This window comes from Rhizobium sp. BR 249 (genome assembly GCF_047445895.1).
Classification (GTDB): Bacteria; Pseudomonadota; Alphaproteobacteria; order Rhizobiales; family Rhizobiaceae; genus Rhizobium.
Map to the genome: position 1 here is coordinate 137,200 of NZ_JARWKX010000009.1, position 25,448 is coordinate 162,647.

Consider the following 25,448-nt stretch of genomic DNA (forward strand, 5'->3'; position numbering starts at 1 on the left):
CGATTTCGTTGCGGACAGCTGCCGGGCTGGCGAATTCAACCTCGGCTGAGGGAGTGAATGAGCGGCGCCGACCAATGCTCAGGGCGCGCCGCTCCGAGAAGTTCGGCTACTCGCAGACGCGGACCGTTTCGGCGTGATAGCCGCCGTCATAGCGGTTGCGCACGTCGCGGTCCTCATACCAGCATCTCGGCTGGGGTTCGACATAGCGGGGGCTCTCCACATAACGAGGGCCGTCATCGACGTAACGCGGGCCGCCATTGGCGATCGCGCCTCCGATCAGACCGCCGACGACGCCTGCGGCAACACCTCCGGCGATGATGCGGCCGGTGTCGTTGTGGTGATGACGGTCACGCGCGGCAGCAGGCTGAATAGCCGATCCAACAAGGGCCGTCGCGATCAACAGGCTGCTAATAATTCTCTTCATAATATTCTCCTCAGTGGCACTTGCCCCGGATAAGAGGGAAATGCGGCAGCAAGGCGATTGTTCGTTCAAACTTTGCGACAGGCGTTAATGCAGGGCAAAGGGGTATCAGGTCGCCGATTCCGTCGTCGTCTCTTCCAGCACGTCCTCGGGAATATCGTCGAAGGAGGCATAGTTGAGGTTATAGAGCCTGGAATAAAGCTTGCGGTTCTTCATCAGTTGCCGATGGTTGCCGCTTTCGATGATTTCGCCGTTCTGCAGCACGATGATGCGGTCGGCCTCGCGGATCGTCGCAAGGCGGTGGGCGATGACGAGACCGGTGCGGTTTTCCAAGAGCTTCACCAGAGCCTTCTGGATCAGCATCTCGGTATAGCTGTCGATATTGGCCGTCGCCTCGTCGAGCACCAGGATCTTCGCATCCGCCACCAGCGCGCGGGCGAAGGAGAGGAGCTGGCGCTGGCCGAGTGAAAGATTGCCGCCGCGCTCGCCGAGCATGCTGTCGTAGCCTTCCGGCATGCGCATGATGAAGTCATGCGCGCCGACCGCCTTGGCGGCTTCGATCACCTGTTCGCGCGTCGCTTCCGATTTGTGGTAGCGGATGTTCTCGAAGACGGTGCCGGTGAAGAGGAAGGGTTCCTGCAGCACCATGGCGATCTGAGCGCCGAGCGAATCCTGCGTCAGCGCGCGCACGTCATGCCCGCCGACCAGAACCTGCCCCTGCTGCACCTCATAGAAGCGGTGGATCAGCGACATGCAGCTCGATTTGCCCGATCCCGTCGGGCCGACCAGGGCCACCGTCTCGCCGGGATTGACCTTGAAACTGACGTGCTTGAGCACAGGATGCTTGGGATTGTAGCCGAAGACGACGTCGCGGAACTCCACCGAGCCGTCCATGTCTGCCGACAGCACCTTGGCATTGGGCGCGTCCTGGATCTCGATCGGTACGTCGAGCACGTCGGTCAAACGCTGGCCTGACGCCATGGCGCGCTGCATGACGGAATATTGCAGGGTCAGCGAACGGATAGGGTCGAAGAAGCGCTGGATATAGAAGAGGAAGGCGACGAGCACGCCGACGTCGAGCGCCTGGTTCAGGACGCGGGCACCGCCGACGACGATGACGAGCGCCATGGCGATGCCGGTCAGCGAATCGACGATCGGCACCATGATCTGGGCATAACGCGCCGCCGTCAGATGCGTCAGCAGGTTGGCATGCGCCTTGTCGTCGTAGAGCTGGAAGTTGACTTCCTGCCTGTCCATGCTCTGGACGGCGCGAACGCCATGGATCGCTTCGGCAAGCGCGCCGTTCGCCACGGAGTTCGTCTCGTGTGCGGCCATGAAGGACTTGCGGGCGAGCGGCAGCCAGAAGAGACGCACGACGAAGAGAACAGGCAGTGCGGAAAGCGTCAGCAGGCCGAGCTTGAAGTCGAGATAGAGCATCACGAAGACGATGCCGAAGAGCAGAAAGATGTCGCCGACCGACAGAACGCAGGTTTCGAGGAATTCCTGCATGGAGTTGACGTCGCCCTGCAGGCGCGACATCAGCCGGCCGACCTCCGTCTTGTCCATGAAGGAAAGCGAGACGCGCTGCAGATGCGAGAACATCGCCCTGCGTATATCGAAGAGCACGTTTTCCGCGACGCCGCCGACCAGTGTTTCCTGCCAATAGCTGGCGCCGTAGTTGACGAGGATGGCGATCAGGAAGGCGACGATCGCCGAGATCAGCGCCGAATTGCCGCCCGGCTGCATGCCGTGGTCGATGGCGTAGCGGATGATCAGCGGGATCATGAGCTGCATGGCGGTGAAGACGAGCACCGAAACGACCGACAGGATGACATCGCGCCGGTAGGGGTGCACGAAGGCCCAGATGCGCTTGATGATGTTGGAATCGAAGACCTTGCCGAAGATTTCCTCTTCGACGCGTTGCGATCCGACGACCGCCCGCGGCGGGCGCCTGCCATCCTCGCGAACGTCGGAGCGTTCGGTTTCCAGTTCCTCGGCCATCAGTTTCCTCCAGCGCCGGTTTCTTACGCGCTCAAAGCGTCGTCGCCCGGCCGCACCTGCAAATCGTAAAGCGCCTTGTATCGCCCGCCGAGCGAAAGCAGCTCGTCATGCGTGCCCTGTTCGACGATGCGGCCGTCCTCGATGAAGAAGATCCTGTCGGCATGCATCAGCGAACTCAGGCGATGGGCGACGATGATGGTGACGCGGTCGGCGGCATAGCGGCGCATCGCGCTGCGGATGCGCTGCTCCGTGGCTGCGTCGATTGCCGCCGTCGAATCGTCGAACACCATCACTGCGGGTTTGAGCATCAGCGCCCGCGCGATCGAAAGCCTCTGGCGCTGGCCGCCCGAAAGCGAGACGCCGCGCTCGCCGACAACGGTGCCGTAGCCTGTGGGGAGGCCGAGGACATAGTTGTGGAGCTGCGCGCTTTCGCTGGCGCGCTCGATGCGGCTTTCCTTGGCCCAGGGGTCGCCATAGGCGATATTGTTTTCGATCGTCGTGGTGAAGAGGAAGGAATCCTGCTGCACGACGGCGACGGCGCGGCGCAGCGACTGCAGCGTCGCTTTGCGGATATCCTGCCCGTCGATGGTGATCTTGCCGCCGGTCGCGTCGTAGAAGCGCGGGATCAGATGCGCCAGCGTCGACTTGCCGCTGCCGGGCGGGCCGACGATGCCGATCGTTTCGCCGCGCTTCGCCTCGAAGCTTACGTCGTGCAGCACCTCATGCATCGGCGAGGCCGGATAGGCGAAGCTGACATTCTCGAAGCGCAGGGTGCCATCGGTGACATCAAGCTCCCTGGCATCCGGCGCATCGCGCACGGCGATCTCCAGGTCGAGAAGATCGAAGAGGCGCGTTCCGCAGGTCGAGGCGCGCGCGAAGGCGTTGACCATCAGGCCGAGCTGGCGCACCGGCATCTGCAGGATGGTCATGAAGGTGAGGAAGGAAGCGAGCGTACCGACGGTGATCTCGCCTGAGAGCACCTTGCCGCCGCCGACCCACAGCACGAGACCCATGGCTGCGAAGAAAGAGAAGGTCATGGCGCTGGTATTGGTGACGCGGATGCCGACGCGCTGATGGGCAAGCTCCAGTGCATTCTTCGACGCTTTCTCGAATTTCGAGAGTTCGTGCTCCTGCGCCGCGAAAGCGCGCACGACGCGGATGCCGCCGAGATTTTCTTCCATGATGCGGGTCAGCACCGAAAGCCGTTGCTGCAGGTCCAGCCAGGTGGCGCGCAGGCGAAGCTGGGTGACGGACGAGCGCCAGCCTACGAAGGGGACGAAGGAAAGGGCCAGCAGGCCGAGCACCACGTCCGTCGACAGCAGCATGTAAGCCCCGATGCCGATCAGCATCGAAAGCAGGAAGACACGCACGAGCGCCGTCGAGAAGTACATGCGCACGCCTTCCAGGTCGAGCAGGCCGATGGTGATCAGGTCGCCGGAGTGCACGGTGTCATGAAAACTGAAGGAGAGGCGCTGGATCTTTTCGTAGCAGGCCAGACGCAGCTCGTAGCCCATGTGATGGCCGACGGATTCACTGAAATAGTTCTGCACCATGGTGAAAATGCCGCGCAGCACGCTGGCGCCGAGCAGAAGCAGCGCCGTCGTCAGCAGCGCGTCCTGTGCCTGCTGCCCGATCGTGCCGCCGTGAAGCGCCACCTGCGTATGATCGACGGCCTGGCCGAGAAGACGGGGGATCAGAAGCTGGAAGGTGGAGGCGATCAAGGTGGCGCCGATGGCAAGCCCGGCTTGCCAAGGGTGACGGAAGGCCATGACGGTGATGCGGAACAGTGTGTAGAGGCCCTTGCCCCACCCTGCCGCGGTTGCAAGCGCCATCGAAGCCGAAGGCTTCGCCGCGCGTATGGACGCATCGCTGCTCACGGTATTTTTTCCAATAGATGTGTGGTCGGACGCTGGCCCGGAAAGACGGCAAATCCATGAAGGGATTGATAGCACCGTCACTTTTGCCGATTCCATTTGGCCGTTCAAGTAAAGAATTCACCATCTGGTTATTTTTGCGTGAGGCCTCCCATATGCCGGCGGGAACAATCAGCCCGCGGGCGGGTTGCAGCAGGCAACCCTTTTCAGCAACCGTTACCGGGAGAGACACATGCCGCTGAAAGCCCTCGCTCTCAACGCCACGCTGAAGGCTAGCAACGCCAAGGATGCATCTTCGACCGAGCGGATGATCGGCCTCATCGACAAGGCAATGTCGGCGCATGGCATCACGACCGAAGTGATCCGCCTTGCCGATTTCAACATCAAGCCGGGCGTCACTTCGGACGAAGGCGACGGCGATGACTGGCCCGCGATCCGCGCGAAGCTGCTGGACGCCGATATTCTGCTCATGGCGACGCCGATCTGGCTCGGCCAGCCCTCCAGCGTCTGCAAGCGGGCGCTGGAGCGCATGGACGCCTTCCTCGAGGAGACGGATGATCAGGGCCGCATAGTTTCCTACGGCAGGGTCGCGGCCGTCGCCGTCGTCGGCAATGAGGACGGCGCCCATCACGTATCGGCCGAACTCTATCAGGCGCTGAGCGATGTCGGCTTCACCATCCCCGCCAATGCCGTCGCCTATTGGGTCGGCGAGGCGATGGGGTCCACCAATTTCGTCGATCTCGACAAGGTGCCGAAGCAGGTGACGACATCGGTCGATATGTTGGCGCGCAACGCGGCGCATTTGGCGGGTCTTTTGCAGGCGAAGCAGTATCCTGGCGAAGGCGGCTGACCGGAGAAAGTCGCTTCGGTAGTTAATATCTTTTTATTTCAATTAGTTATGGGGCGGTGCCGTAAACCCTCTTGCCACATCAGGCTTTTGGGGCTTTCATACACGACTAGTTTAATAGACTATGGGTGAGCATGATCGCCCTTTTATCTCTTTTGCGGGCCGCTGGCCGGACCCGATCCTGCGGCGGTGTTTGTGAATGGCCGTATGAACCTCAACAACGCGTGATCGCTTTATGCGTTGAAACCTCGATCGACAGACGGTGCGGCTGAAACCGCAAAGGAGTTGCGATGACGGTTCAGGGACTTTTTTCCGCGAGAGCCAATGCGGCGGCGCAAATTTCGGCCGTACCGCGCATTGCGATCGTCGGGCGGGGCTTTTCCGGAATGATGACGGCGATTGCGCTGATGAAGACGGTGCGCACGCCTTTCCACCTGCAGCTGTTCGATCCGCATTCGTCGGTGAGCGGCGGTCAGGCGCTGGCCTCGGTCCGCTCCTCTACGATCCTCAATACCCGTGTGCGCGATCTTTCGGTGTCGCTCGGCGACAATGACGATTTCAACGACTGGCTCTGCAGCAACGCCGCCTTCCGCGCCGCCGTGCCGGCCGCCATTCCGGGCTTTCGGCAGATCTTCGTGCCGAAGGAGATCTTCAGCGACTATGTCTACCAGCGCTTTTCGGAAGCGCTCGCCGCCCGCAAGGACATTACCGTCCAGGTGTGTACCGATCCTGTTGTGGCGATCCGCAGGAGCCACGGCAACCGCTTCCTGCTTGAAAGCGCCAATCCCGCCAACCCGCTGTTCGATACCGTCATCCTCGCTACCGGTTATGGTCTGGCGCAGGCCGATGCCGGCGATCAGGATGCCTCGCCGATCAGGGCCCAGCGCCTCGTCGCCCGGCCGCATACGGTGCTGCTCGGCAGCGGCATCCGCGTCGTCGACCAGTTGCTGCAGCTGCGCGATTCCGGTTATGACGGCCAGGTGACGATCATTTCCCGGCGTGGCTTCCTGCCGCAGAGCCATACGCCGAATTCCGCCGATCCGGTCTTCCCGGCCGAAGCGCTGCCCCAGAGCCTGCCCGAGATCGTGCGCTTCATCCGCCAGGCCTGTCGCGAGGCGGAAGAACAGGGCCGAAGCTGGCAATCGGTGATGAACGGCTTGAGGAAACATGCCCGCTCGCTCTGGCGCTCGCTGCCGGCGCGCGACAAGCACCAGTTCAACCGGCATCTGAGGGCAATCTACGACAGCCACCGCAATCGCCTGCCGGAGGCCATGCACCTGCGCCTGAAACGCGAGCTGGCCGAAGGCCGTACGGTGCTGCGCCGCGGCCGCGTCGGCCGCCAGGGATTGAGCGGCCTGTTCTTCACGCCGGCCGGCTCATCCGCTGAAGAGGTCATTCATGCCGAGCGCATCATCGACTGCCGCTGTCAGGCGCCCGATCTTTCCGCGCCGCTGGTGCAGAGCCTGCTTTCCGCCGGACTCGCCATGCCGGACGAACTCTCGCTCGGCCTTGCGGTCAATGCGCGCGGTGAGGCTTTTCTCGACGATGGCTCGACGGTCGCCGGTCTCTTTGCCGTCGGCCCCCTCGGCCTCGGCAGCCTGCCCGATATCGATCTCGTGCCCGAAATCGTCTCGCAGGCCTATGCCGCGGCCGAGCGCGTCGGCGAACGGTTTTATCCGCAGGTCAAGGCCGTCTGAAAATTTGAGGGCGTCCCGGAACCATCGGCCTGCGGCTGCGTTATGTGCGCTGGTAACGCAGAGGGGCAGATGGAAGTGCTGGATCGACATGATACGTCTCTTACCGAAGAGGGACGCTTTCGCCTCTTGGTCGATGCCATCACCGACTACGCCATCTATATGCTCAGCCCTGAAGGCATCGTAACGAGCTGGAATACCGGCGCGCAACGCTTCAAGGGCTACAAGCCTTCCGAAATTCTCGGCGACCATTTTTCCCGCTTCTATCTGGAAGAGGATCGAGCCGCGGGAATTCCCGAGCGAGCGCTCGCCACGGCGGCCAAGACCGGCCGGTTCGAAGGGGAGGGCTGGCGCCAGCGCAAGGATGGCAGCCGCTTCTGGGCTCATGTGATCATCGACCCGATCCGCCACCCCTCCGGGGAACTCATCGGCTATGCCAAGATCACCCGCGACCTGACCGAACGCCGGGCAGCCGAAAACGCGATCCGCCAGAGCGAGGAACAGTTCCGCCGGCTCATCCAGGGCGTTTCGGATTACGCGATCTACATGCTCGACCCCGAGGGCAATGTCAGCAGCTGGAATTTCGGCGCCGAGCGCATCAAGGGTTATCGGCCCGAAGAAATCATCGGCCGGCACTTTTCGACCTTTTATACTCCAGAGGACCGGGCAGCCGGTGTGCCTGAAACCGCGCTCAGCGCCGCGCGTTCTGAAGGCCGGTTCGAAAGGGAAGGCTGGCGCGTCCGCAAGGACGGCACCCGTTTCTGGGCCAGCGTCGTCATCGACGTCATCCGTGACGACGATGGCCAGGTGCTCGGTTTCGCCAAGATCACCCGCGATATCACCGAGAAGATGGAAACCCAGCGGGCATTGGAGCAGGCTCGCGAGGAGCTGTTCCAGTCGCAGAAAATGGAGGCGATCGGGCAACTGACCGGCGGCATCGCCCATGACTTCAACAATCTGCTGATGGCCGTGCTCGGCAGTCTCGAAATCCTGAAGAAGCGCATGCCGCAGGATCTCTCGCTGACATCGCTGGTCGACAATGCCATGCAGGGCGCTCAGCGCGGAGCGGCGCTGACGCAGCGCATGCTTGCCTTCTCCCGCCGGCAGGAACTGCATGTGGAGCCGATCGACGTTTCCGGCTTGGTCCGCGGCATGATGGATATGCTGAGCCGTTCGCTCGGTCCCCTCACCATGATCGATACGTTCTTCCCCGTCAGGCTGCCGACGATCCTTACCGATCCGAACCAGCTGGAAATGGCGATCCTGAACCTCGTCGTCAATGCTCGCGATGCCATGCCGTCCGGCGGCAGAATCGTGCTTCGCGCTGCCGAGGAAGTGGTGCCGTCAGGCAAGGGCCGTCTGTCGCCCGGCCGCTACGTCCGGATCGCAGTGGTCGATGAGGGCGAGGGCATGGATGCCAGGACGCTGGAACAGGCCGTCACTCCCTTCTTCACCACCAAGGGCGTCGGCAAGGGCACCGGCCTCGGCCTTTCCATGGTGCAGGGCCTTGCGACCCAATCCGGCGGCTGCCTCTTCCTGGAGAGCACGCCCGGCGAAGGCACGACGGCCGAATTGTGGTTCCCGGTCGTCGTTGCCGAACAGGCGGCCGAGGCAGCGGCGCCGCTGCCGCAACGCGCAAAAAACGCGCCGCCGGGCCTGCGCGTCCTCGCCGTCGATGACGACGGTCTGGTGCTGATGAATACGACGCTAATGCTGGAGGATCTCGGCCATACCGTGCTCGAAGCAATGGCCGGATCAGAGGCGCTCGACATCCTGCGCAAGGAGCCGGTCGATCTGGTGATCTGCGACCATGCCATGCCGCGCATGACTGGCGCGCAGCTTGCCCGGGCGATCCGCACCGAATGGCCTGAGATGCCGATCATCCTTGCAACCGGTTACGCAGAGTTGCCAGAGGGGTCCGGCATGGCCAATCTGCCCCGGCTCGGCAAGCCTTTCTCGCAGGCACAGCTCGCCGAAGCGATCAGCCGGGTCGCTTGTTAGAGCATGTCGCGCAAAAGTGTGCAGCGGTTTTGCGCCAAAGACATGCGCAAACCAAAGACTTAAAGCGTGGCAAGCGAATCTGAAAGATCGCGACACGCTTTAGGCGTCCGGCTGGCGGCGCTCAATTCTCGGACGCGTTACGAACTGGTCCAGCGAGTGTTGTCGAGTGCCTGCGCCGGAAGCTTTAGGCGCGAAGCTTCTCGTCGCCATTATCCTGGATGATCGAGTGTTCGGCTCGCTCCCGGAGTTCTGCCTCCGTCGGAATTGGCGGTTCACCCGCCGAGGCTGAAGCTGCGCCGTCCAAGAGGCGCTTTTCAGTCTCATGCAGGTCAAGGATCGCCCGTTCGATCGTCTCCGCCGGAGTTTCGCGCGAGGGGATGCGCCACCGATGATGCTGCCACAACCCGACGAGCAGGCGTCGGCTCGGAACTTCTATCGTCTCATGAATGAACCATGCTCCTGCTGCCGCAACGAAAAGCGCCACCAGGATGAGCGCCGGTTCCGGCGTCAGGGCCTCCAAGGCCCGGCGTACAAGGAACATTATGGGGACGTGGAAAAGATAGAGCGAGAAGCTGATCGTCCCCAGGAACCGTACGGGTGCAGATGCCAGGACATGGGCTGCGATGGGAGGTTGTCGAGCGACGAGCGCCACAATGACGGCTGCGGCGGCCGCGCTTTGCAGGCTCCAAAACTCAGGCGAGAAACCCGGCAAGATATTCCTGTACGTGAAGAACACCGCCAGAAGGAAGAGCGTGAAAGCTCCCGTGAGGGCGGATGGCGTCCATTTATCCCAGTAGGAATGCATCGCCCCGGCAAGGGCGCCGAACAGGAAGTAGGGGAGCTTGGAAACGAGCATTATCCCGGGCCCCGGCAATCCGAGCAGGCCATCCACCATGACGAACACCGTCAAGCCTACGATCACGCCGCTGTGGCGGTGCGGGCGGGCTAAGCAGAGCCAAAGGATCGGGAAGAACAGATAGAATTGAATTTCGGGCGGAATTGACCAGAAAACGCCGCTCGAGCCCAGAAGAAAGACATGGCGGAGAAAGTCCGTGCCGCCGATGATCGGCTGAACGAAATTGAGATCTTGGATGCTCGACAGCATCGCCACGAGCAGGACGGCAACCAGATAGACCGGATAGATCCGGGCAAAGCGGCTCACGAGAAAATCCAGGACGGTTTCTCTGGTCAACGGCCGCGAGCCGTAGAGATGGGCCATCAGAAAGCCGCTGAGGGCAAAGAACAAGCCGACGGCTTCGCTGCCCATGGTTATGGAATGCAAGGCTGTATTGGGAAAGATGAGCCCGATGTGCGCTTGCACGACCAGAAGCGCGGCGATACCGCGCAGACCATCGAGACTGGGGATGTAATCCGGCCGGCTCATGTGCAGCTTCAATATGTTCTCTTCAGGCAAGCAGTATCGGACATCGCTTTACAAGAGATTAATCCGGTGCGCGCGCAACTGCTGCTTGCCGGAGCGTCCGCACGAGTGCAAAACGACGGCGGGTGCCAGGAACTACGCTCGGCGGTCTCTTCCGATCTCGCCGCGAAGAATGAACGCCAGCAATGCCAGCACCATCGCCGCCAGCCCATACCAAGTGATCGCATAGACGAGATGGTTGTTCGGGAAATGGATGACGGTGAGGCCGCCGACCGGCAGGCCGCCGGGATTGGGCGTGGCATCCGCATCGATGAAATAGGGCGCGACCGCACCGATGCCGCGTTTCTCAGCGATTGCGGCGACATCGCGCGAATACCAGCGGTCGGCGGCGGTGTCGTTGGATTGCAGCAGCGATCCCTTCGGCTCCGTCATCCGCATGAGCCCGGTGATCTCGACGGGGCCCGACAGTTCGCCCTCGCGGCGCGAAGCCGGATCGCGCTTGTCGCTCGGAACGAAGCCGCGGTTGACGAGAACGGTTGCCCCATCGGCAAGCATCAGCGGCGTCATCACCCAATAGCCCGGGCCGAGCATCGTGGACGCATAGACCAGCGTCTCCCTGTCGTTTGCCAGAGTGCCAGTTGCCGTCACCCGCCGATATTCATCGTCGGCGGCATTGATCTTGTTCCAGTCGGTGGGGGCGGGGGCCGGCGTGGATGCCGCATGCACCCGCTCGTCGACGCGCGCGATGAGGTCGCGTTTCCAGGCGAGGCGCTGCACCTGCCAGGTGCCGAGTGCGGCGAGGGCGGCTGCCAGCAGCGCCAGGCAGAGGCAGAATATCGCGACCTTTGCCGGCGAACGCCGTCTTTCCGATTTTTCCGAGAAAGCCTTGTTCATGGGAACCGCCGAGGGCGGCGTTGCCGCCGCCCTTTTTTCACAATCACGGCATGTTCTTCATCATCTCGGGGCTCATCGGCATCATATTGGTGTTGAGATGATGCATGACCCAGAGGGAGCCGGAGAGCGCAATCGCGACGATGACGATCGTGAAGATCAGCGCCATCATCGTCCAGCCGCCCTCGCTCCTGGGATTCATGTGCAGGAAGAACACCATATGGACGACGATCTGGACCGCGCCCAGACCCATCACCAGCACCGCGGTCAAAGCCGGGCTGGCGACGACGCCTGACATGACAAGCCAGAAGGGGATGGCGGTGAGGATGACGGAGAGCACGAAGCCCGTCATGTAGCTTTTGAATGTGCCGTGGCCGGCCTGATGACCGTGGCTGTGGCCGTGGTGAGCCTCGTGGGCATCCTCATGTGCGGGGGCTTGCGAACTCATCCGAGAACTCCCAGGAGATAGACGAAGGAAAAGACGCCGATCCAGACGACGTCGAGGAAGTGCCAGAACATCGAAAGGCACATCAGGCGGCGGCGGTTGGCTTCGATCAGCCCGTGCATCGACACCTGCACCATCAGCGTGATCAGCCAGATGATGCCGAAGGTGACGTGCAGCCCGTGGGTGCCGACGAGCGTGAAGAAGGAGGAGAGGAAGGCGCTGCGCGTCGGCCCGGCGCCCTCGTGGATCAGGTGGATGAACTCGTAGAGTTCGAGCCCGATGAAGGCTGCGCCGAACAACCCGGTCACGGCGAGCCAGAACAGCGTTTCCGCCTTCGCGTTCCGCTCCATCTGCAGCATGGCGAAGCCATAGGTGATCGAGGAGAACAGCAGCATCGACGTGTTGAGGGCGACGATCGGCAGATCGAAGAGATCGGCCGGCGACGGGCCGGCGGCATAATTGCGGCCGAGCACGCCATGCGTCGCAAACAGCACCGCGAAGATCAGGCAGTCGCTCATCAGATAGAGCCAGAAGCCGAGATTGGTGCTGTTCTCCGGATGATGATCTTCCGTCAGGTAGAATTCAGGCTTTTCGGCCGTGTCGACAGTGTGATCGCTCATGGTCATTACACCTGCTCGGCAAGCAGCGTCGTGCGCTTGCCTTCCGTTTCCGTGACTTCTTCGGCGGGGATGTAGAAGTCGCGCCTGTAGTTGAAGGTATGGCCGATCGCCACGGCGATCAGGGCGACGAAGGAGACGACGACCAGCCACCACATATACCAGATCAGGCCGAAGGCGAGTGCGACGCTGATGGCCGACAGGATCGCGCCGGCGCCGGTATTCCTAGGCATGTGGATCGGCTTGAAACCGCCGAGCGGACGCTCGTAGCCGCGCTTCTTCATGTCGTACCAGCTGTCATGATCGTGCACGACGGGCGTGAAGGCGAAGTTGTAGTCCGGCGGCGGCGAGGAGGTCGACCATTCCAGCGTGCGGCCGTCCCACGGATCGCCGCTGTCGTCGCGCAGTTCCTCGCGCTTCATGAAGCTGACGACGATCTGGATCAGGAAGCTGGCGATGCCGAGCGCGATCAGGCCGACCCCGAAGGCGGCGATGATGAACCAGATCTGCAGCGACGGATCCTCGAACTGGCTCATGCGGCGGGTGACGCCCATCAGGCCGAGCACGTAGAGCGGCATGAAGGCGAACCAGAAACCGATCTGCCAGAACCAGAAGCTCATCTTGCCCCAGAAGGGATCGAGCTTGAAGCCGAAGGCCTTGGGGAACCAGTAGTTCACACCGGCGAACATGCCGAAGAGAACGCCGCCGATGATGACGTTGTGGAAGTGAGCGATGAGGAACAGCGAATTGTGCAGCACGAAGTCGGCCGGCGGCACGGCAAGCATGACGCCCGTCATGCCGCCGATGACGAAGGTCACCATGAAGCCGACCGTCCACAGCATCGGCACCTCGTAGCGGATGCGGCCGCGATACATGGTGAAGAGCCAGTTGAAAATCTTCGCCCCTGTCGGGATGGAGATGATCATCGTGGTGATGCCGAAGAACGAGTTGACGCTGGCGCCCGAGCCCATCGTGAAGAAGTGGTGCAGCCAGACGATGTAGGACAGGATCATGATCACGCAGGTCGCGTAGACCATGGAGGCGTAGCCGAACAGGCGTTTGCCGGAGAAGGTGGCGACGACTTCGGAGAAGATGCCGAAGGCCGGCAGCACGAGGATGTAGACCTCCGGATGGCCCCAGATCCAGATGAGGTTGATGTACATCATCGGATTGCCGCCGAGGTCGTTGGTAAAGAAGTTGGTCCCGGCATAGCGGTCGAGCGACAACAGCACGAGCGTTGCCGTCAGGATCGGGAAGGAGGCGACGATCAGCACGTTGGTGCAGAGCGCCGTCCAGGTGAAGACCGGCATCTTCATGAAGGTCATGCCGGGGGCGCGCATCTTGACGATGGTGGCGATCAGGTTGATGCCCGAAAGCGTCGTTCCGACACCGGCGACCTGCAGGCCCCAGATATAATAGTCGACGCCGACGCCCGGACTGTAGGCGGCGCCCGACAGCGGCGGGTAGGCGAGCCAGCCCGTCTGCGCGAATTCGCCGATGAAGAGCGACAGCATGATGATGATCGCGCCGGCGGTGGTCATCCAGAAGGAGAAGTTGTTGAGGAAGGGGAAGGAGACGTCGCGGGCGCCGATCTGCAGCGGCACCACGAAGTTCATCAGGCCGGTGACGAAGGGCATCGCCACGAAGAAGATCATGATGACGCCGTGGGCGGTGAAGATCTGGTCGTAATGGTGCGGCGGCAGCGGGCCTTCATTGCCGTTGAAGGCGATCGCCTGCTGGACGCGCATCAGGATGGCATCGGAAAAACCGCGCAGCAGCATGATGACGGCCAGGATCACATACATGATGCCGATCTTCTTGTGATCGACGCTGCAGATCCAGTCGTGCCAGAGCGGACCCCAGAACTTGAAATAGGTGATGGCGCCAAGCACGGCGAGGCCGCCGATGACGACGCCGATGAAGGTCACGACCAGGATCGGCTCGTGATAGGGGATGGCATCGAGGGTCAACCGGCCGAAGATGAACTTCAGGAGGTCAGGATTGGAAAACATGGAACAACCCGTTCATTATGTCTTGCGACGCAAAGCGCCAGGTTAATTGTTATTGTTGAGCTGCGCCGGCGCAGGATCGGCATCATTGCTCATGCCGGGCATGGAATGGCCATCATGCTGCATGTCCATTCCGGGCGTGCTGTGCATGCCGGGCATGTCGTGCTGCATGCTGTTGCCATCGGTGCTTCTGGCCGGCTCGCTGCGTGCCGGAGCACCCGTTGCCGGCACGGTGGCAGCCGGCGCCACGATGCCTTCGTCGGCATGGCGATTGTCGTATTGCAGCTTCTCGCGGTTCTCCGCGCTTTCCTTGCCGCCGCCGCCCATCATGTCGATGTGCATCATCTCGTTCATGCACATCTTGCCCGGTGTGGCGCACATGTTGAGGATGGCGTTGTAGAGGTCGGCATCGGCGCCGGCATAATAGCGCACCGGCTCCTTCTCGCTCGGTTTTTCGAGCTTCAGATAGGCGTCACGGTTGAGCATCGTGCCCTGCTGCTTGACCTGAGCCACCCAGGCGTCAAAGCCTTCTTGATTGAGGCCGTGGAACTTGAAGCGCATATGCGAAAAGCCGGCGCCGCTGTAATTGGCGGAAAAGCCCTCATATTCGCCTTCCCGGTTGATGACGGCGTGCAGCTTCGTCTCCATGCCGGGCATGGCGTAGATCTGGCCGGCAAGGGCAGGGATGTAGAAGGAGTTCATCACCGAGGAGGCGGTGATCTTGAAGTTGATCGGCATGTCGACCGGGGCAGCAAGTTCGTTGACGGTGGCAATGCCGAGCTCGGGATAGAAGAACAGCCACTTCCAGTCGAGCGCCACGACCTCGACGGTCAGCGGCTTGGTATCGGCCGGAATGGCGCGCTCCGCATCGAGACGGTCGAGGGGACGGTAGGGATCGAGTTTATGCGTGGAAATCCAGGTGACGGCGCCGAGCGCAATGATGATGGCGAGCGGTGCGGACCAGATGACGATTTCGAGGCGGGTCGAATGGTGCCATTCCGGGTCGTAAGTCGCGGCCGTGTTGGAACGGCGGTAGCGCCAGGCGAAAAGCAGTGTCAGGAAGATCACTGGTATGATGATGATCAGCATCAGTACCGTCGAGACGAGGATGAGATCGCGCTGCTGCGCGGCGATGTCGCCGGAAGGCGCCATGACCACCATGTTGCATCCTGCCAGGAAAAGCAGCGGCAAGACGGATAGAAGGCGGGAAAACTTCACGAGTTTTGGCACGTCTCTAAGCTCTTGTTGTTTCGTTTGGTTCGCGACTAAAGCACTGAACCCGATAGCGACATGAGGCGGAAGGTCGCAGTGCAGCATGTATGCCGCAGTGCGGCAGAAATCATTTAGGCTACCGCTTTGAAATCCTGATGAAAACAGAAAGGATTCTTCGCGGTGCGGGATCGTTGCGATCAATATATCCGCAAGCGCCGGACAAGCCAGCTTTCCCGGGAAAAATAGCCGGCCGGCGGCGCGATTCTTCTCCTGCGCCTCATTTTCAGCCGTGATGATGAACTATTTACGTCTTACGGGCTTGATAAGCCTGCGGGTTTGATCAAGATCACGCTTGAGGCGCTTTGCCGGAAGCGCCTTAACGAGGAGGCGTTTCATGGCAACAGCATCGCATTACGGACCGTCATCGTCGTCGCTCGAACGCGACGCGCGGCGCATTCACGACGACAAGCCGGTTTCCCCGGGCAGCATCGCCGTCGGCGTGGTGATCGGCCGCATGTCGGAATTCTTCGATTTCTTCGTCTATGGCCTTGCCTCGGTCCTGGTTTTTCCACAGCTGGTCTTCCCCTTCGCTCCCGACAGGCTGACGGCCACGCTCTATTCCTTCGCGGTCTTCTCGCTCGCCTTCCTGGCCCGCCCCGTCGGCTCCGTCGTCTTCATGACGATCGACCGGATGTATGGCCGCGGCACGAAGCTGACGATCGCGCTCTTCCTGCTCGGCGGTTCCACGGCCTCGATCGCCTTCCTGCCGGGTTATAACGAGATCGGCGTCTGGTCGATCGCGCTTCTGGCGCTCTTCCGTCTCGGCCAGGGCTTCGCGCTCGGCGGCGCCTGGGACGGTCTTGCCTCGCTGCTCGCCCTCAATGCGCCGGCCAATCACCGCGGCTGGTATGCGATGATCCCGCAGCTCGGCGCGCCGATCGGCTTTGCGCTGGCAAGCATCCTGTTCGGTTATTTCGTCGCCAATCTTTCGAGTGAGGATTTCCTCTCCTGGGGCTGGCGTTATCCGTTCTTCGTCGCCTTCGCGATCAACGTTGTGGCGTTGTTTGCGCGTTTGCGCCTCGTCATGACCAAGGAATTCGGCACGCTGCTGGAGCAGCACGAGCTTGAAGCGGCCCCGATCCTGGACGTGCTACGCATTCACGGCCGCGACATCCTGATCGGCGCCTTCGTGCCGCTCGCGAGCTTCGCCATGTTCCACCTCGTCACCATCTTCCCGCTCGGCTGGATGAGCCTTTACGGCAACCAGCCGATCGGAGCCTTCATGGTGGTGCAGGTGATCGGCGCCATGGTCGGCGTCGTCGCCATCATCACATCGGGCCTGATCGCCGACCGCATCGGCCGGCGCGCCCAGCTTGCCGTCTGTGCCGTCATCATCGCCGTCTTCAGCTTTGTCGGCCCGATCCTGATTGCATCCGGCAACAGCGGTCACGATGCCTTCGTCATCATCGGCTTCGGTGTGCTCGGCCTTTCCTTCGGCCAGGCGACGGGCTCGATCTCGTCTCGTTTCGGCCGCGGCTATCGTTACACGGGTGCTGCCTTCACCTCGGACCTTGCCTGGCTGGTCGGCGCGGGCTTTGCGCCGCTGGTGGCCCTCAGCCTCTCCAGCCGCTTCGGCCTGACCTTCGTCGGCTACTACCTGCTCTCCGGCGCCATCTGCACGCTGGCGGCACTCGCCTTCAGCAAGGCGCTGGAACAGCGGGAATAGAAATGTAGACACGGGTTGCGCTCCAGACGCCGGCCCCTCATCCGCCTGCCGGCACCTTCTCCCCGCGCGCGGGGCGAAGGAGGCAAGCCGCAACGTCTCCGTTCCCCATCAGCCTCTCGCAGGGCACGTCCCCTCGCCCCGTTTACGGGGAGAGGGTTAGAGTGAGGGGCAGCCAATCGGTGTGAATTCGGCAGCAGCCGTGGACTTGTGGAGGGTGTAGCGTTGGTTTCCCGCTAAATGACGCAGGCGGAGAGCAAATGAAGAACAGCGCTTACGCACCCTCATCAGATAGCCAAATCCGCAATTGGCCGACCGACTTGTGGCGCCATCTGCGCGCGGCGGCGCGGGCCTTCAGCAGGCGTTGGAACAGTGTGAATAGAATGTGGACACGGGTACACACGCCAGATGCCATTACAATAATTAAATGCATTGCAATCTATAATTAATTGCGTATCATTGTTGGCCTGAACGAGGATATGTCATGACCGCCGAGACTATCGATCATTCGACCCTTTCCCGTCTTGTCGAAGCTGGAGCGGTCGATGCTGCGCATGTCGTCGGCAAAGCCGGCGGCTGGTCCGTCGTCATCCGCTACGGCAAAGCCGAACGCCCGCTCGCCGCCCAGCGCAGCCGGCAGGTGCGGGTGTTCAAACGCATCGACACTTTGGTTTCTTATCTCAAGGATGTCGGCATTGCGCAGTTCGATGTCGATGCCGGAGATTACATGCCTGAAACGGCCGCGCGGCCCGATCGAGCCGAAGCTCTGCGTCGTACCCATGAGGCGGCGGAATACGACAAGTGGTTCCGCGATCAGGTCGAAGAGGCGATCAGGGAAGCCGATGATCCGAACACGGTCTGGATCAATGCAGAAGATGCCGAAGAGCGAATGGACAAGATTCGAGCCGAACTGCTCGCGCAGTTGGAATCCGGAGATAAGGCTTGATCGTCAAATGGCTGCCACAGGCTCTTCTGGATCGGGAAGGTCAGATCCGGCACATCTTCACCCAAAATCCCAAGGCTGCAATCGCATTGGACGATGTCATCCGACATCAGGTAAGAATGCTTGCTGATCATCCGGAGGCAGGACGCGGCGGTCGTCTCGATGGAACGCGAGAACTGGTTGTTCCGCGTACCGCATTTTTGCTGATCTACCGCATCGACAGAAAAGTACAGAGAGTGGAAATATTGCGCTTTCTTCATGGCGCGCAGAAATGGCCGCCGAAACGCTGAATGCGTTCTACTGCGCCATCTGCGGCTGCTTTGCCGCGCGCGCCGCGGTCAACTCCGCTGTGGTGTGGTTCAGGCGATCGGCCAGCACCCTCATGATTTCCACCGCCATTTCGGGGAAGTCGCTGAGCAGCTTCAGGAAGTGCTCCTTGCTGATGCGCAGCACTTCGAGCGGCGAGGTGGCGCGCACCGTTGCCGTGCGTGAGACATCGCAGAGGATGGCGATTTCGCCGACGATGGAATTGAGCTCGACGTCGGCAACCTTGATCTCGCCTGCCGGCGAGGAGACGATGATATCGGCGCTGCCGGAGAGAATGACATAGGCGGCGTCGCCGACGTCGCCCTGATGAAAGAGATCCTGACCGGCCTTGTAGGTCATGCGATCGGAGGTGAAGGCCAAAAGCTTGAGCTTTGCTGGTGCAATCCTCGAAAAGATCGGCACCCGGCGCAGCATTTCGACTTCGTCTCTCAACAGCATGAGCGTTTCTAACCCCCTGCCGCATGGTCCCTGTGGAACCAGGCGCCTTCAACATTCCAGGGCGTTCCACCGGGAACGCCTACTACCGCCGCCCCAATAGAATATTACGATAACAGTTCCTTGAACATACCGTTTTTCTCGGAAAGTTCCGGATAGTTCCCGGCTTCCGCCAATCCGCCGCGGTCGAAGAGCAGGATGCGGTCGAACATCTCGGCGAGCCGTGCATTGGTGAGCACCCAGATGATCGCCGGCCGATGGCCTTCCTCGTGCAGGTCTTGGATGATGTTGCGGGTGATCTGATCCTGGACACGCTGATCGAGCGCCGAAAGCGGCCGGTTGAAGATGAAATAGTCCGAGCGCTTCAACAGCGCGCGGGCGAGATTCAGCTTCTGCCGCTGCACCATGGTCAGCCGCTTGCCGCCGGAGCCGACGTCGAATTCGAGGCCGATCGCCAGCACGTCGTCATAAAGGTCGAGCGCGTCGAAGAGCTCGCCCATGATGGCGCGGATACGGTCGGAGGCATCGGCCTGCTGGTAGGCGATACGGCCGAAGAGCACGTTGTCCATCAGGCTTGCCGAGGGAGTGAAACGCTCGGCGTCGTAGCGCTCGATCAGTTCGGAGAGATCGGCCGGAATATGCTCGTGGAACTGCTTGCGGGCGCTGACGATCTTGTCCATCAGCTCGTTCGTCAGCAGACCGAAGCGGTGGCGCGGCTCGATATAGGCGAAGCTCAGCCGGATGATGGCCGAGCGTTCCTCTGGCGTGGCGTCCTCGAAGCGGCGGCTCTGCAGCTTCTGCAGCAGCGCCTGGTAGGTCGGAATATCGTCCGCCGTCATGAAGGTCAGCTGCTGGAAGAACGGATGGTCCGGCGGCAGGTCGTGGAAGAGTTCCACCGCGTTCTCGGCGATTTCGAGGCCCATGGCGTAGAGATCGGTGCTCAAGCCCGTCTCGCGGAAAAGCTGCTGGAAATAGGGATGCGCGGCGAGCCTGCGATTGGTCATCAGAGGCCGCTTCATCGTGCCGAAGAGCAGGTTCTCGCCAACCGTCGCCTGGGCGTTGTAGGCGTCGAAATCGAAAGGCACGACGATGCCGTCGAGACCTTCGTCGCGCAGCCGGTCTCTCAAGGAGGCGCGCAGCGCCACGACATGGTCACTGACCGCCACGTGCACGTCGGTATTGACGTTCGAGCGCAGCGCCAGGTCGAGGATATCCTGCGAAATCAGAACGGCGTCGAGCACCGGCCGGATTGCTTTCAGGAGGTCATCCGGCCCATTGGCGCCGGCCGCCTTGTAATCCACCCAGTCGCTGTTGAGGTCGAGCGTCGGATTGCCGGCCTTCACCGCCTCGATGGAATGCCATTTATACTCCTGTGCTTCCTTCTCGTCGTAGACGGCATCGGTCATCGGCGCGTGCTTGAGGCCGTAGAGCAGATTGCTGGCGAGCGTGCCATGGAAGAAGAAGGTGTCGGCCGAGGCATAGGAGATGCGCCGGCCGGTGATCGATTCCGGCAGGTCAAGATGGTCGCGGCCGTCGATGGTGATGCGGCCGGAATCCGGCCAGACCATGCGGCCGAGCGCCTCGGCGAAGGCTTCCGCGCCGCTGCCGTTCGGGCCGACGATCGCAACCGTCTCGTTCGGTTTGATCTCGACGGAGACGTGGTCGACGAGGCGGGCGCCGCTGTCGTCGGAAACCGAAAGGTTGGTGACGACGAGCGCGCTCGTCAGCGCCCCGACCGGGGCGGTCGCGAGTTCCTGGATGCGGCTGTCGATCAGCGGCTCGACGTTGAATTGCTCGTAGACCTGCTGGTACTTCACCTGCACGTCCTGGCGCATCTGGTCCCAGTCGATCAGCTCCTTCAGCGGGCCGGGCAGGTCCTTGTAGGCCGAGATGACGGCGACGAGCTGGCCGATGTCGAGCCTGCCCTGCAGCGCGAGGTAGCCGCCGATCGCGTAGAACAGGAAAGGCGTGACCTGGGCGAGGAAGTTGTTGATGAACTTCACCAGGAATTTCCACTGGTAAAGGTCGTAGCGGATCGAAAAGATCCGGCCGAGCCGCGAGGCGATGTCGGCGCGTTCGAGGTTTGATGTGTCGTTGCCGTGGATCGTGCCGATGCCCTCGACGATTTCGCCGACACGGCCGGAAAGCTCGCGGGCCGTCAGCTGCCGCTGGCGGCCGAGCTCCAGCAGGCGCTTGCGCATGCGGGGAATGACGACCGCCTGCACGCCGACGATGCCGGCGGCGATCATGCCGAGCCAGAAATTCTGTACGATGATGAAGGCAAGCGCCGTGATCGCCTGGCCGCCGAGAAGGGCAGGCGAGACGAAGGCGTCGCCGGTGAAGCCGCCCATCGGCTCCACCTCATCCTTGATCATCGTGGCGATTTCGGCGGATTTCACCCGCTTGAAATGGGCGGGCGGGAAACGCAGCACCCGGTCGATCAGTTCGAAGCGGATGCGGCGCAGCATGCGTTCGCCGAGCCGGCCCTTATAGGTGTTGATATAGAATTTGAAGAGGCCGTTCAGCACTACCAGCGCCAGGAAAACCAGGCTGAGAGCCATCAGCATCTGAAAGCGGTTAAGCTGCAGGCCCTGAAAGAATTCGACATGACCGATCAGCGGAATGTCGTAGGCGATATGCATGAACCTCTGCGTTGCGCCGGGGCCTTCGAATCCGTCGCCCTGGATCGGCCCGTTGACGATCTGCTTCGGCAGGTCGAAGGACAGGAAATAGGGGATCATCGAGGCGGCGACGACGGCCAGGATCCACAGCTGCTGCAGCCGCGTGTTCTTCCAGATGTAGCGGGCGAGGCTTTTTTCCATGGCTAACCGTCAGCTTGCTGGGAAATTCCGGTGGCGCGATCCGGGCGCCGGGATGGAAGGATCTTTGAGAACAGGATCATGCAGCCGGACCGCCGATATCGCAACGAAAACAAGGCGAAGCGACCGGCCGCAAAACGCCGATTCTCGCCGGAACCTTGCTTATATCACAGGAATTTTGGATTAGGCGAGCGATTCGGCAATCATGGATCGAATGATGCCGGCCGTCTTCTCCGCCCCGTCGAGATCGAGCAATGCCGGCCGCCGTCGCGGCGCTGCGAGCGCCTTTTCGACGGCCTCCTTCACATGGCTCGATGTCAGCCCGTTTTCCGGCAGGATCTCGGCGAGATCAAGCGCCTGCAGCCGTTCGGCCCGCACCGTTTGCTCGGTCTCGCCGCCGGCGACGAAAGGAATGAGGATCGCGCGGCATTCGGTGCGCAGCAAATCGCCGACGGTATTGTAGCCGGCCTGCGAGATCGAGACTTTGGCGCCGCGCAGCAGCGAGGGAAAATCCTTGCGGAAGCGCACCAGCGTTACATTCGGGGGCGCGTCCTGCGACAATGCGGCGAAATCGGCCTCCGGCAGGTTCGGACCCGAGATCAACAGCCAGCGAAGGTCGGCCGGCAGGAGCGCCGCCGCATCTTTCGCCGCCCCGATCAGCTCGGCGCCGACCGCGCCGCCGCCTGCCGATGCGATGATGTCGAAGGTCTCGGTGGGTTCCGGCGCCGGCGGCGCTGCGACGAGGCCGGTGTAACGCAGCCTGTCGGCGATTTCGGGCGTCAGCGGGAATGTATCCTCGAGCCTGATGAAATCGGGGTCGCCGTGGACCAGCACGGCGTCGAAATGGTTCTTGACCAGCGCGACCGTCTCCGCGTCGCGGCCGGCCTTGCGGTTTTCCTGCAGGATGTCACGCACCGAACTCAGGAGCTTCGGCCGCGGTTCGGCTTTGTCGATCGCCTCGAGCAGCGGTAGCAATTCGAAGCGCATCTGCCGCCGGCCGAAGGGAAAGGCTTCGATGATGACGACGTCGGGCCTTGCGGCATGAAAGGCCTCGAGCAACCGATCGCGGCGGGCAGCGAGGAAGTCCTCGCCGGCCGGCCGGCCATCGGCATCGGCAAGGCCGGAGAAACCGGCGTTGCTGGCGACGACCGCCGGCAGGGCGACGGTCTTGACGCCCTCGCCGGGAAAGCCCGGCACCGGCAGGCCGCCGGTTACGACCGTGACGTCGAAACCGTCCTTGACGAGCGCATTGGCGATGCGGCTGGCGCGGGCGATGTGGCCGATGCCGAGCAGGTGCTGGACATAGAAGAAGATACGCGGTGCCGTCATGAGGCCTTCTGCCATTCGGCCTCGAACAGGCCGGTGAGCTGTCGGATGCTGGAGTGATAGTCGAAATGTTCGCGCACCTGGCTTTCGGCGGCGTCGCCGAGGCGCCTGCGCAGCGCCGGATCGCGGATCGCCGTCTCCAGCGCCCGGGCCAGCAGCGCCGGATCTTCCGGCGGCACGACGAGGCCGTTTTCACCGTTCTTCAGGAGTTCCGGCACGCCGGATACGTCGGTCGAGAGGCAGACGAGCCGCTGGCTCGACGCTTCCACAAGCACGTTCGGCAGGCCGTCGCGGTCGCCATTGGCGGCGATCCGGCAGGCCAGCGCGAAGAGGTCGGCGCGGCGATAGTGATCGAGCACGTCTTCCTGCGCCATGGCGCCCTTCCAGACGATGCGGTCGGCGAAGCCGAGTTCGGCGGCGAGCACCTTCAGTTTCGCAAGCTCGTCGCCGCCGCCGATATGGTCCATGCGCCAGTGGAGGTCGGCGGGCAGCAGTGCCAGCGCCCGCAGCAGCACGTCGTAGCCCTTCTTTTCGACGGCGCGGCCGACGCTGAGGATGAAGACCGGGTCATCGGGGTCGCTGCCATTTCGGTCCGAACGCCGGCCGGCGAAATGACCGAAGCGTGCGAGGTCGAGACCGTGGTAACTCAGATGCACCGCATCCTTGCGTGATGTCAGGCCCCGCATGTGCTCGTAACCCGTTCTGGTGCAGGTGACCGCCCAGCGGGCGCTGCCGAGTTTTTCGTGGAGCTCCCAGTCGGGCGATGTCCAGATATCCTTGGCGTGCGCCGAACAGGTCCAGGGCGTGCCGGTCAGGATGCTCGCATATTCCGTTACCGAGGCCGGCGTATGGATGAAATGCGCGTGCAGCCACTCGCCGCCGTCAGGCCATTCGCGCGCCAGGACCAGTGCCTGGCCGAGGCGGCGGAAGCGGTTGCGGGAGATGTCGCGCTTGAGGTCGGCGAGGAAACGTTTGATCAGTGCCTTGAAGCCGGGTTTCGAGAAGCCGGCGACGAGGCCTTTCAGCACGCGGATCGGTTCCTCATGCAGATATTCCGGCAGGTAGACGACGCGCGCCTTGATCTCGTCATGCACGGGATGGCGCTTCTTATCGGTCGGCCGGCGCATCGAAATGAGCGTGAGGTCGAAGCCGGCCTTTTCGAGGCCGAGCAGCTCCTGGGCGATGAAGGTTTCCGAAAGGCGGGGATAGCCTTTCAGCACGACGAGGATCTTGCGGCGTGGCGGCAAGGCTTTGCCCTATTCTGCGACGAGGGCGAGGTGGCTGGCGCGGCCGTCGATCCATCGGCCGACGGTCTGCGAAATATGATCGAGCCCTTCGAGATGCATATTGCTGCCGCTCTTCGACGGCGGCAGACGGGAGGGCAGACGCTTCAGCGCCTCTGCCATGATGCTCGGATCGGCCGACTGTTCCGGCAGCAGCATATCGACAAGGCCGAGCGCGCTTGCCCGCTGGGCGCGCAGCAGCTGTTCCTCGCGCGGCTTGACGCGCGGCACGATGAGGGCCGGCTTGTCGAAGGAGAGAATTTCGCAATAGGTGTTGTAGCCGCCCATGGCGACGACGCCGGTGGCGCCGTCGATCAGTTCTTCCATGTGATTGTCGAACTCGATCACTTCGATATAGGGAATGGCTTCCCCCTTCTGCACCAGCTTGGCGCGCTCGGCCGCCGGCATATAAGGCCCGAGCACGACGAGCGCCTTCTGCGTCAGCGTCGGATCGGCCTCGTAGGCGTTCATAACGTCGTGGACCAGATCGGAGCCGTCGCCGCCGCCGCCCGTGGTGACGAGGAGGTAATTGTCCTTGCGGGCGTTGACCGAGCTCTTGCCCCTGGAGACGCTGCGCTGCAGGAAGCCGACGAAATCCATCTTCCGGCGCAGGCTGGCCGGTACGTCGAGACCAACGAGCGGGTCGTAGAAGTCAGGCGGACCGTAAACCCAGACGCTGTCGTAATATTGGTCGATCTTCTGCATGATGCCGTTCTTCTTCCACTCGGCGTCGAGCAGATGCGGCGCGTCCATGATCTCGCGAAGTCCGAGCACCAGCACGGTGCCGCGGGCCTTGAGATAGGCGAGCGTATCCTCGACCTCGCCCTTCAGTCCCATCGGCTCCTTGTCGACGATGAAGATATCGGGCTGGAAGGTCTCGGCCGTGTGGCGAATGCTCGATTCGCGCATCTTCAGCGTTTCATGCAGGTCGATATGGCTGGCAAGCGACGTATATTCGCCGTTGCGCAGCTTGATGACGCTCGGGATCTTCACGAAGTCGACACGGGCGCGGTAATCGAAGGCGCCGGCGATCGTGGCGCCCGAAATGATCAGGATGTTGAGACCGCGATAATCTTCCACCAGCGCCTGAGATGGCCAAGGCCGAAGGTGTCGTGGCTGTACATGAGGATGCGTGCATCTTCGAGACGTCTGGCCATGGGCGTTCCCTCCGGGGTGAACAACATTTTTAGCACCCCCAC

Annotated in this window: 19 protein-coding genes and 1 pseudogene; 6 read left to right on the top strand and 14 right to left on the bottom strand. The window is 62.1% G+C overall.

The features are described 5' to 3' along the window. Positions 1-106 precede the first annotated feature (106 nt). From QD408_RS11095 to QD408_RS11105, 3 genes are all read right to left on the bottom strand, one after another. Positions 107-424 carry a hypothetical protein gene (locus QD408_RS11095; RefSeq protein ID WP_088683533.1) on the bottom strand — a complete coding sequence of 106 codons (318 nt, stop codon included), beginning with the start codon at positions 422-424 and terminating at the stop codon, positions 107-109. Between the two features lie 105 nt (positions 425-529). Further along, entirely contained in the window at positions 530-2,422 is a 1,893-nt protein-coding gene (locus tag QD408_RS11100; RefSeq protein WP_414139340.1) for an ABC transporter ATP-binding protein, read from the bottom strand. A gap of 23 nt (positions 2,423-2,445) precedes the next feature. Further along, on the bottom strand, positions 2,446-4,407 hold the full coding sequence (locus tag QD408_RS11105) for an ABC transporter ATP-binding protein (RefSeq protein WP_414139341.1): 1,962 nt from the start codon (positions 4,405-4,407) through the stop codon (positions 2,446-2,448). Positions 4,408-4,528: 121 nt separating this feature from the next. Between QD408_RS11105 and QD408_RS11110 the strand changes: the two genes are divergently transcribed. The 3 genes from QD408_RS11110 to QD408_RS11120 all read left to right on the top strand — a co-directional run bounded on the left by QD408_RS11110 (position 4,529) and on the right by QD408_RS11120 (position 8,838). After that, a complete protein-coding gene (locus QD408_RS11110; RefSeq protein ID WP_414139342.1) occupies positions 4,529-5,146 on the top strand; it encodes a flavodoxin family protein in 618 nt (205 codons plus the stop codon). A gap of 287 nt (positions 5,147-5,433) precedes the next feature. Beyond that, positions 5,434-6,840: an FAD/NAD(P)-binding protein gene (locus QD408_RS11115; protein WP_414139343.1), complete on the top strand. Its 1,407-nt coding sequence runs from the start codon at positions 5,434-5,436 to the stop codon at positions 6,838-6,840. Between the two features lie 69 nt (positions 6,841-6,909). Next, on the top strand, positions 6,910-8,838 hold the full coding sequence (locus QD408_RS11120) for a PAS domain S-box protein (protein WP_414139344.1): 1,929 nt from the start codon (positions 6,910-6,912) through the stop codon (positions 8,836-8,838). A gap of 184 nt (positions 8,839-9,022) precedes the next feature. Here the strand turns inward: QD408_RS11120 and QD408_RS11125 are convergent, their stop codons facing one another. The 6 genes from QD408_RS11125 to cyoA all read right to left on the bottom strand — a co-directional run bounded on the left by QD408_RS11125 (position 9,023) and on the right by cyoA (position 15,411). After that, a complete protein-coding gene (locus tag QD408_RS11125) occupies positions 9,023-10,222 on the bottom strand; it encodes an acyltransferase family protein (RefSeq protein ID WP_414139381.1) in 1,200 nt (399 codons plus the stop codon). A 132-nt stretch (positions 10,223-10,354) separates the two neighbouring features. Then, a complete protein-coding gene (locus tag QD408_RS11130; protein WP_414139345.1) occupies positions 10,355-11,113 on the bottom strand; it encodes an SURF1 family protein in 759 nt (252 codons plus the stop codon). A gap of 43 nt (positions 11,114-11,156) precedes the next feature. Continuing rightward, complete coding sequence (gene cyoD / locus QD408_RS11135; RefSeq protein WP_414139346.1) at positions 11,157-11,558, bottom strand: cytochrome o ubiquinol oxidase subunit IV; 402 nt, start codon at positions 11,556-11,558, stop codon at positions 11,157-11,159. Next, positions 11,555-12,175: a cytochrome o ubiquinol oxidase subunit III gene (cyoC, locus tag QD408_RS11140; RefSeq protein WP_088683777.1), complete on the bottom strand. Its 621-nt coding sequence runs from the start codon at positions 12,173-12,175 to the stop codon at positions 11,555-11,557. Before cyoC ends, cyoD begins: the two co-directional genes overlap by 4 nt. 5 nt (positions 12,176-12,180) lie before the next feature. Beyond that, positions 12,181-14,184: a cytochrome o ubiquinol oxidase subunit I gene (cyoB, locus tag QD408_RS11145; protein WP_414139347.1), complete on the bottom strand. Its 2,004-nt coding sequence runs from the start codon at positions 14,182-14,184 to the stop codon at positions 12,181-12,183. 42 nt (positions 14,185-14,226) lie between these two features. After that, complete coding sequence (gene cyoA, locus QD408_RS11150; protein WP_414139348.1) at positions 14,227-15,411, bottom strand: ubiquinol oxidase subunit II; 1,185 nt, start codon at positions 15,409-15,411, stop codon at positions 14,227-14,229. 376 nt (positions 15,412-15,787) lie between these two features. Here cyoA and QD408_RS11155 point away from each other — a divergent pair, with 376 nt between their 5' ends. From QD408_RS11155 to QD408_RS11165, 3 genes are all read left to right on the top strand, one after another. Beyond that, positions 15,788-17,119, top strand: coding sequence for an MFS transporter (locus QD408_RS11155; RefSeq protein WP_088683524.1), 1,332 nt, complete (start codon positions 15,788-15,790; stop codon positions 17,117-17,119). 481 nt (positions 17,120-17,600) lie between these two features. After that, positions 17,601-18,062 carry a hypothetical protein gene (locus QD408_RS11160; RefSeq protein ID WP_088683523.1) on the top strand — a complete coding sequence of 154 codons (462 nt, stop codon included), beginning with the start codon at positions 17,601-17,603 and terminating at the stop codon, positions 18,060-18,062. Beyond that, positions 18,059-18,349, top strand: a complete 291-nt coding sequence (locus QD408_RS11165; RefSeq protein WP_088683522.1) for a type II toxin-antitoxin system RelE/ParE family toxin — start codon at positions 18,059-18,061, stop codon at positions 18,347-18,349. Before QD408_RS11160 ends, QD408_RS11165 begins: the two co-directional genes overlap by 4 nt. A gap of 7 nt (positions 18,350-18,356) precedes the next feature. Here QD408_RS11165 and QD408_RS11170 read toward each other — a convergent pair whose 3' ends face one another. The 5 genes and pseudogenes from QD408_RS11170 to QD408_RS11190 all read right to left on the bottom strand — a co-directional run bounded on the left by QD408_RS11170 (position 18,357) and on the right by QD408_RS11190 (position 25,406). Continuing rightward, positions 18,357-18,824 (bottom strand): cyclic nucleotide-binding domain-containing protein, encoded by a 468-nt coding sequence (locus tag QD408_RS11170; protein WP_004679746.1) that lies wholly within the window; start codon positions 18,822-18,824, stop codon positions 18,357-18,359. Positions 18,825-18,928: 104 nt separating this feature from the next. Beyond that, positions 18,929-21,643 carry an ABC transporter ATP-binding protein gene (locus tag QD408_RS11175; RefSeq protein WP_088683521.1) on the bottom strand — a complete coding sequence of 905 codons (2,715 nt, stop codon included), beginning with the start codon at positions 21,641-21,643 and terminating at the stop codon, positions 18,929-18,931. A 180-nt stretch (positions 21,644-21,823) separates the two neighbouring features. Continuing rightward, positions 21,824-22,969: a glycosyltransferase family protein gene (locus QD408_RS11180; RefSeq protein ID WP_414139349.1), complete on the bottom strand. Its 1,146-nt coding sequence runs from the start codon at positions 22,967-22,969 to the stop codon at positions 21,824-21,826. Then, positions 22,966-24,213 carry a glycosyltransferase gene (locus QD408_RS11185; protein ID WP_414139350.1) on the bottom strand — a complete coding sequence of 416 codons (1,248 nt, stop codon included), beginning with the start codon at positions 24,211-24,213 and terminating at the stop codon, positions 22,966-22,968. The genes QD408_RS11180 and QD408_RS11185 overlap by 4 nt, the downstream gene beginning before the upstream one ends. 9 nt (positions 24,214-24,222) lie before the next feature. Further along, positions 24,223-25,406, bottom strand: a pseudogene (locus tag QD408_RS11190) (glycosyltransferase family protein). Positions 25,407-25,448: the final 42 nt, after the last annotated feature.

Coding starts and splice junctions, on each gene's coding strand:
- QD408_RS11095 (WP_088683533.1), bottom strand. CDS start 424: ATGAAGAGAATTATTAGCAGCCTGTTGATCGCGACGGCCCTTGTTGGA.
- QD408_RS11100 (WP_414139340.1), bottom strand. CDS start 2,422: ATGGCCGAGGAACTGGAAACCGAACGCTCCGACGTTCGCGAGGATGGC.
- QD408_RS11110 (WP_414139342.1), top strand. CDS start 4,529: ATGCCGCTGAAAGCCCTCGCTCTCAACGCCACGCTGAAGGCTAGCAAC.
- QD408_RS11115 (WP_414139343.1), top strand. CDS start 5,434: ATGACGGTTCAGGGACTTTTTTCCGCGAGAGCCAATGCGGCGGCGCAA.
- QD408_RS11120 (WP_414139344.1), top strand. CDS start 6,910: ATGGAAGTGCTGGATCGACATGATACGTCTCTTACCGAAGAGGGACGC.
- QD408_RS11125 (WP_414139381.1), bottom strand. CDS start 10,222: ATGAGCCGGCCGGATTACATCCCCAGTCTCGATGGTCTGCGCGGTATC.
- QD408_RS11130 (WP_414139345.1), bottom strand. CDS start 11,113: ATGAACAAGGCTTTCTCGGAAAAATCGGAAAGACGGCGTTCGCCGGCA.
- cyoD (WP_414139346.1), bottom strand. CDS start 11,558: ATGAGTTCGCAAGCCCCCGCACATGAGGATGCCCACGAGGCTCACCAC.
- cyoC (WP_088683777.1), bottom strand. CDS start 12,175: ATGAGCGATCACACTGTCGACACGGCCGAAAAGCCTGAATTCTACCTG.
- cyoB (WP_414139347.1), bottom strand. CDS start 14,184: ATGTTTTCCAATCCTGACCTCCTGAAGTTCATCTTCGGCCGGTTGACC.
- QD408_RS11155 (WP_088683524.1), top strand. CDS start 15,788: ATGGCAACAGCATCGCATTACGGACCGTCATCGTCGTCGCTCGAACGC.
- QD408_RS11160 (WP_088683523.1), top strand. CDS start 17,601: ATGACCGCCGAGACTATCGATCATTCGACCCTTTCCCGTCTTGTCGAA.
- QD408_RS11170 (WP_004679746.1), bottom strand. CDS start 18,824: ATGCTGTTGAGAGACGAAGTCGAAATGCTGCGCCGGGTGCCGATCTTT.
- QD408_RS11175 (WP_088683521.1), bottom strand. CDS start 21,643: ATGGAAAAAAGCCTCGCCCGCTACATCTGGAAGAACACGCGGCTGCAG.
- QD408_RS11180 (WP_414139349.1), bottom strand. CDS start 22,969: ATGACGGCACCGCGTATCTTCTTCTATGTCCAGCACCTGCTCGGCATC.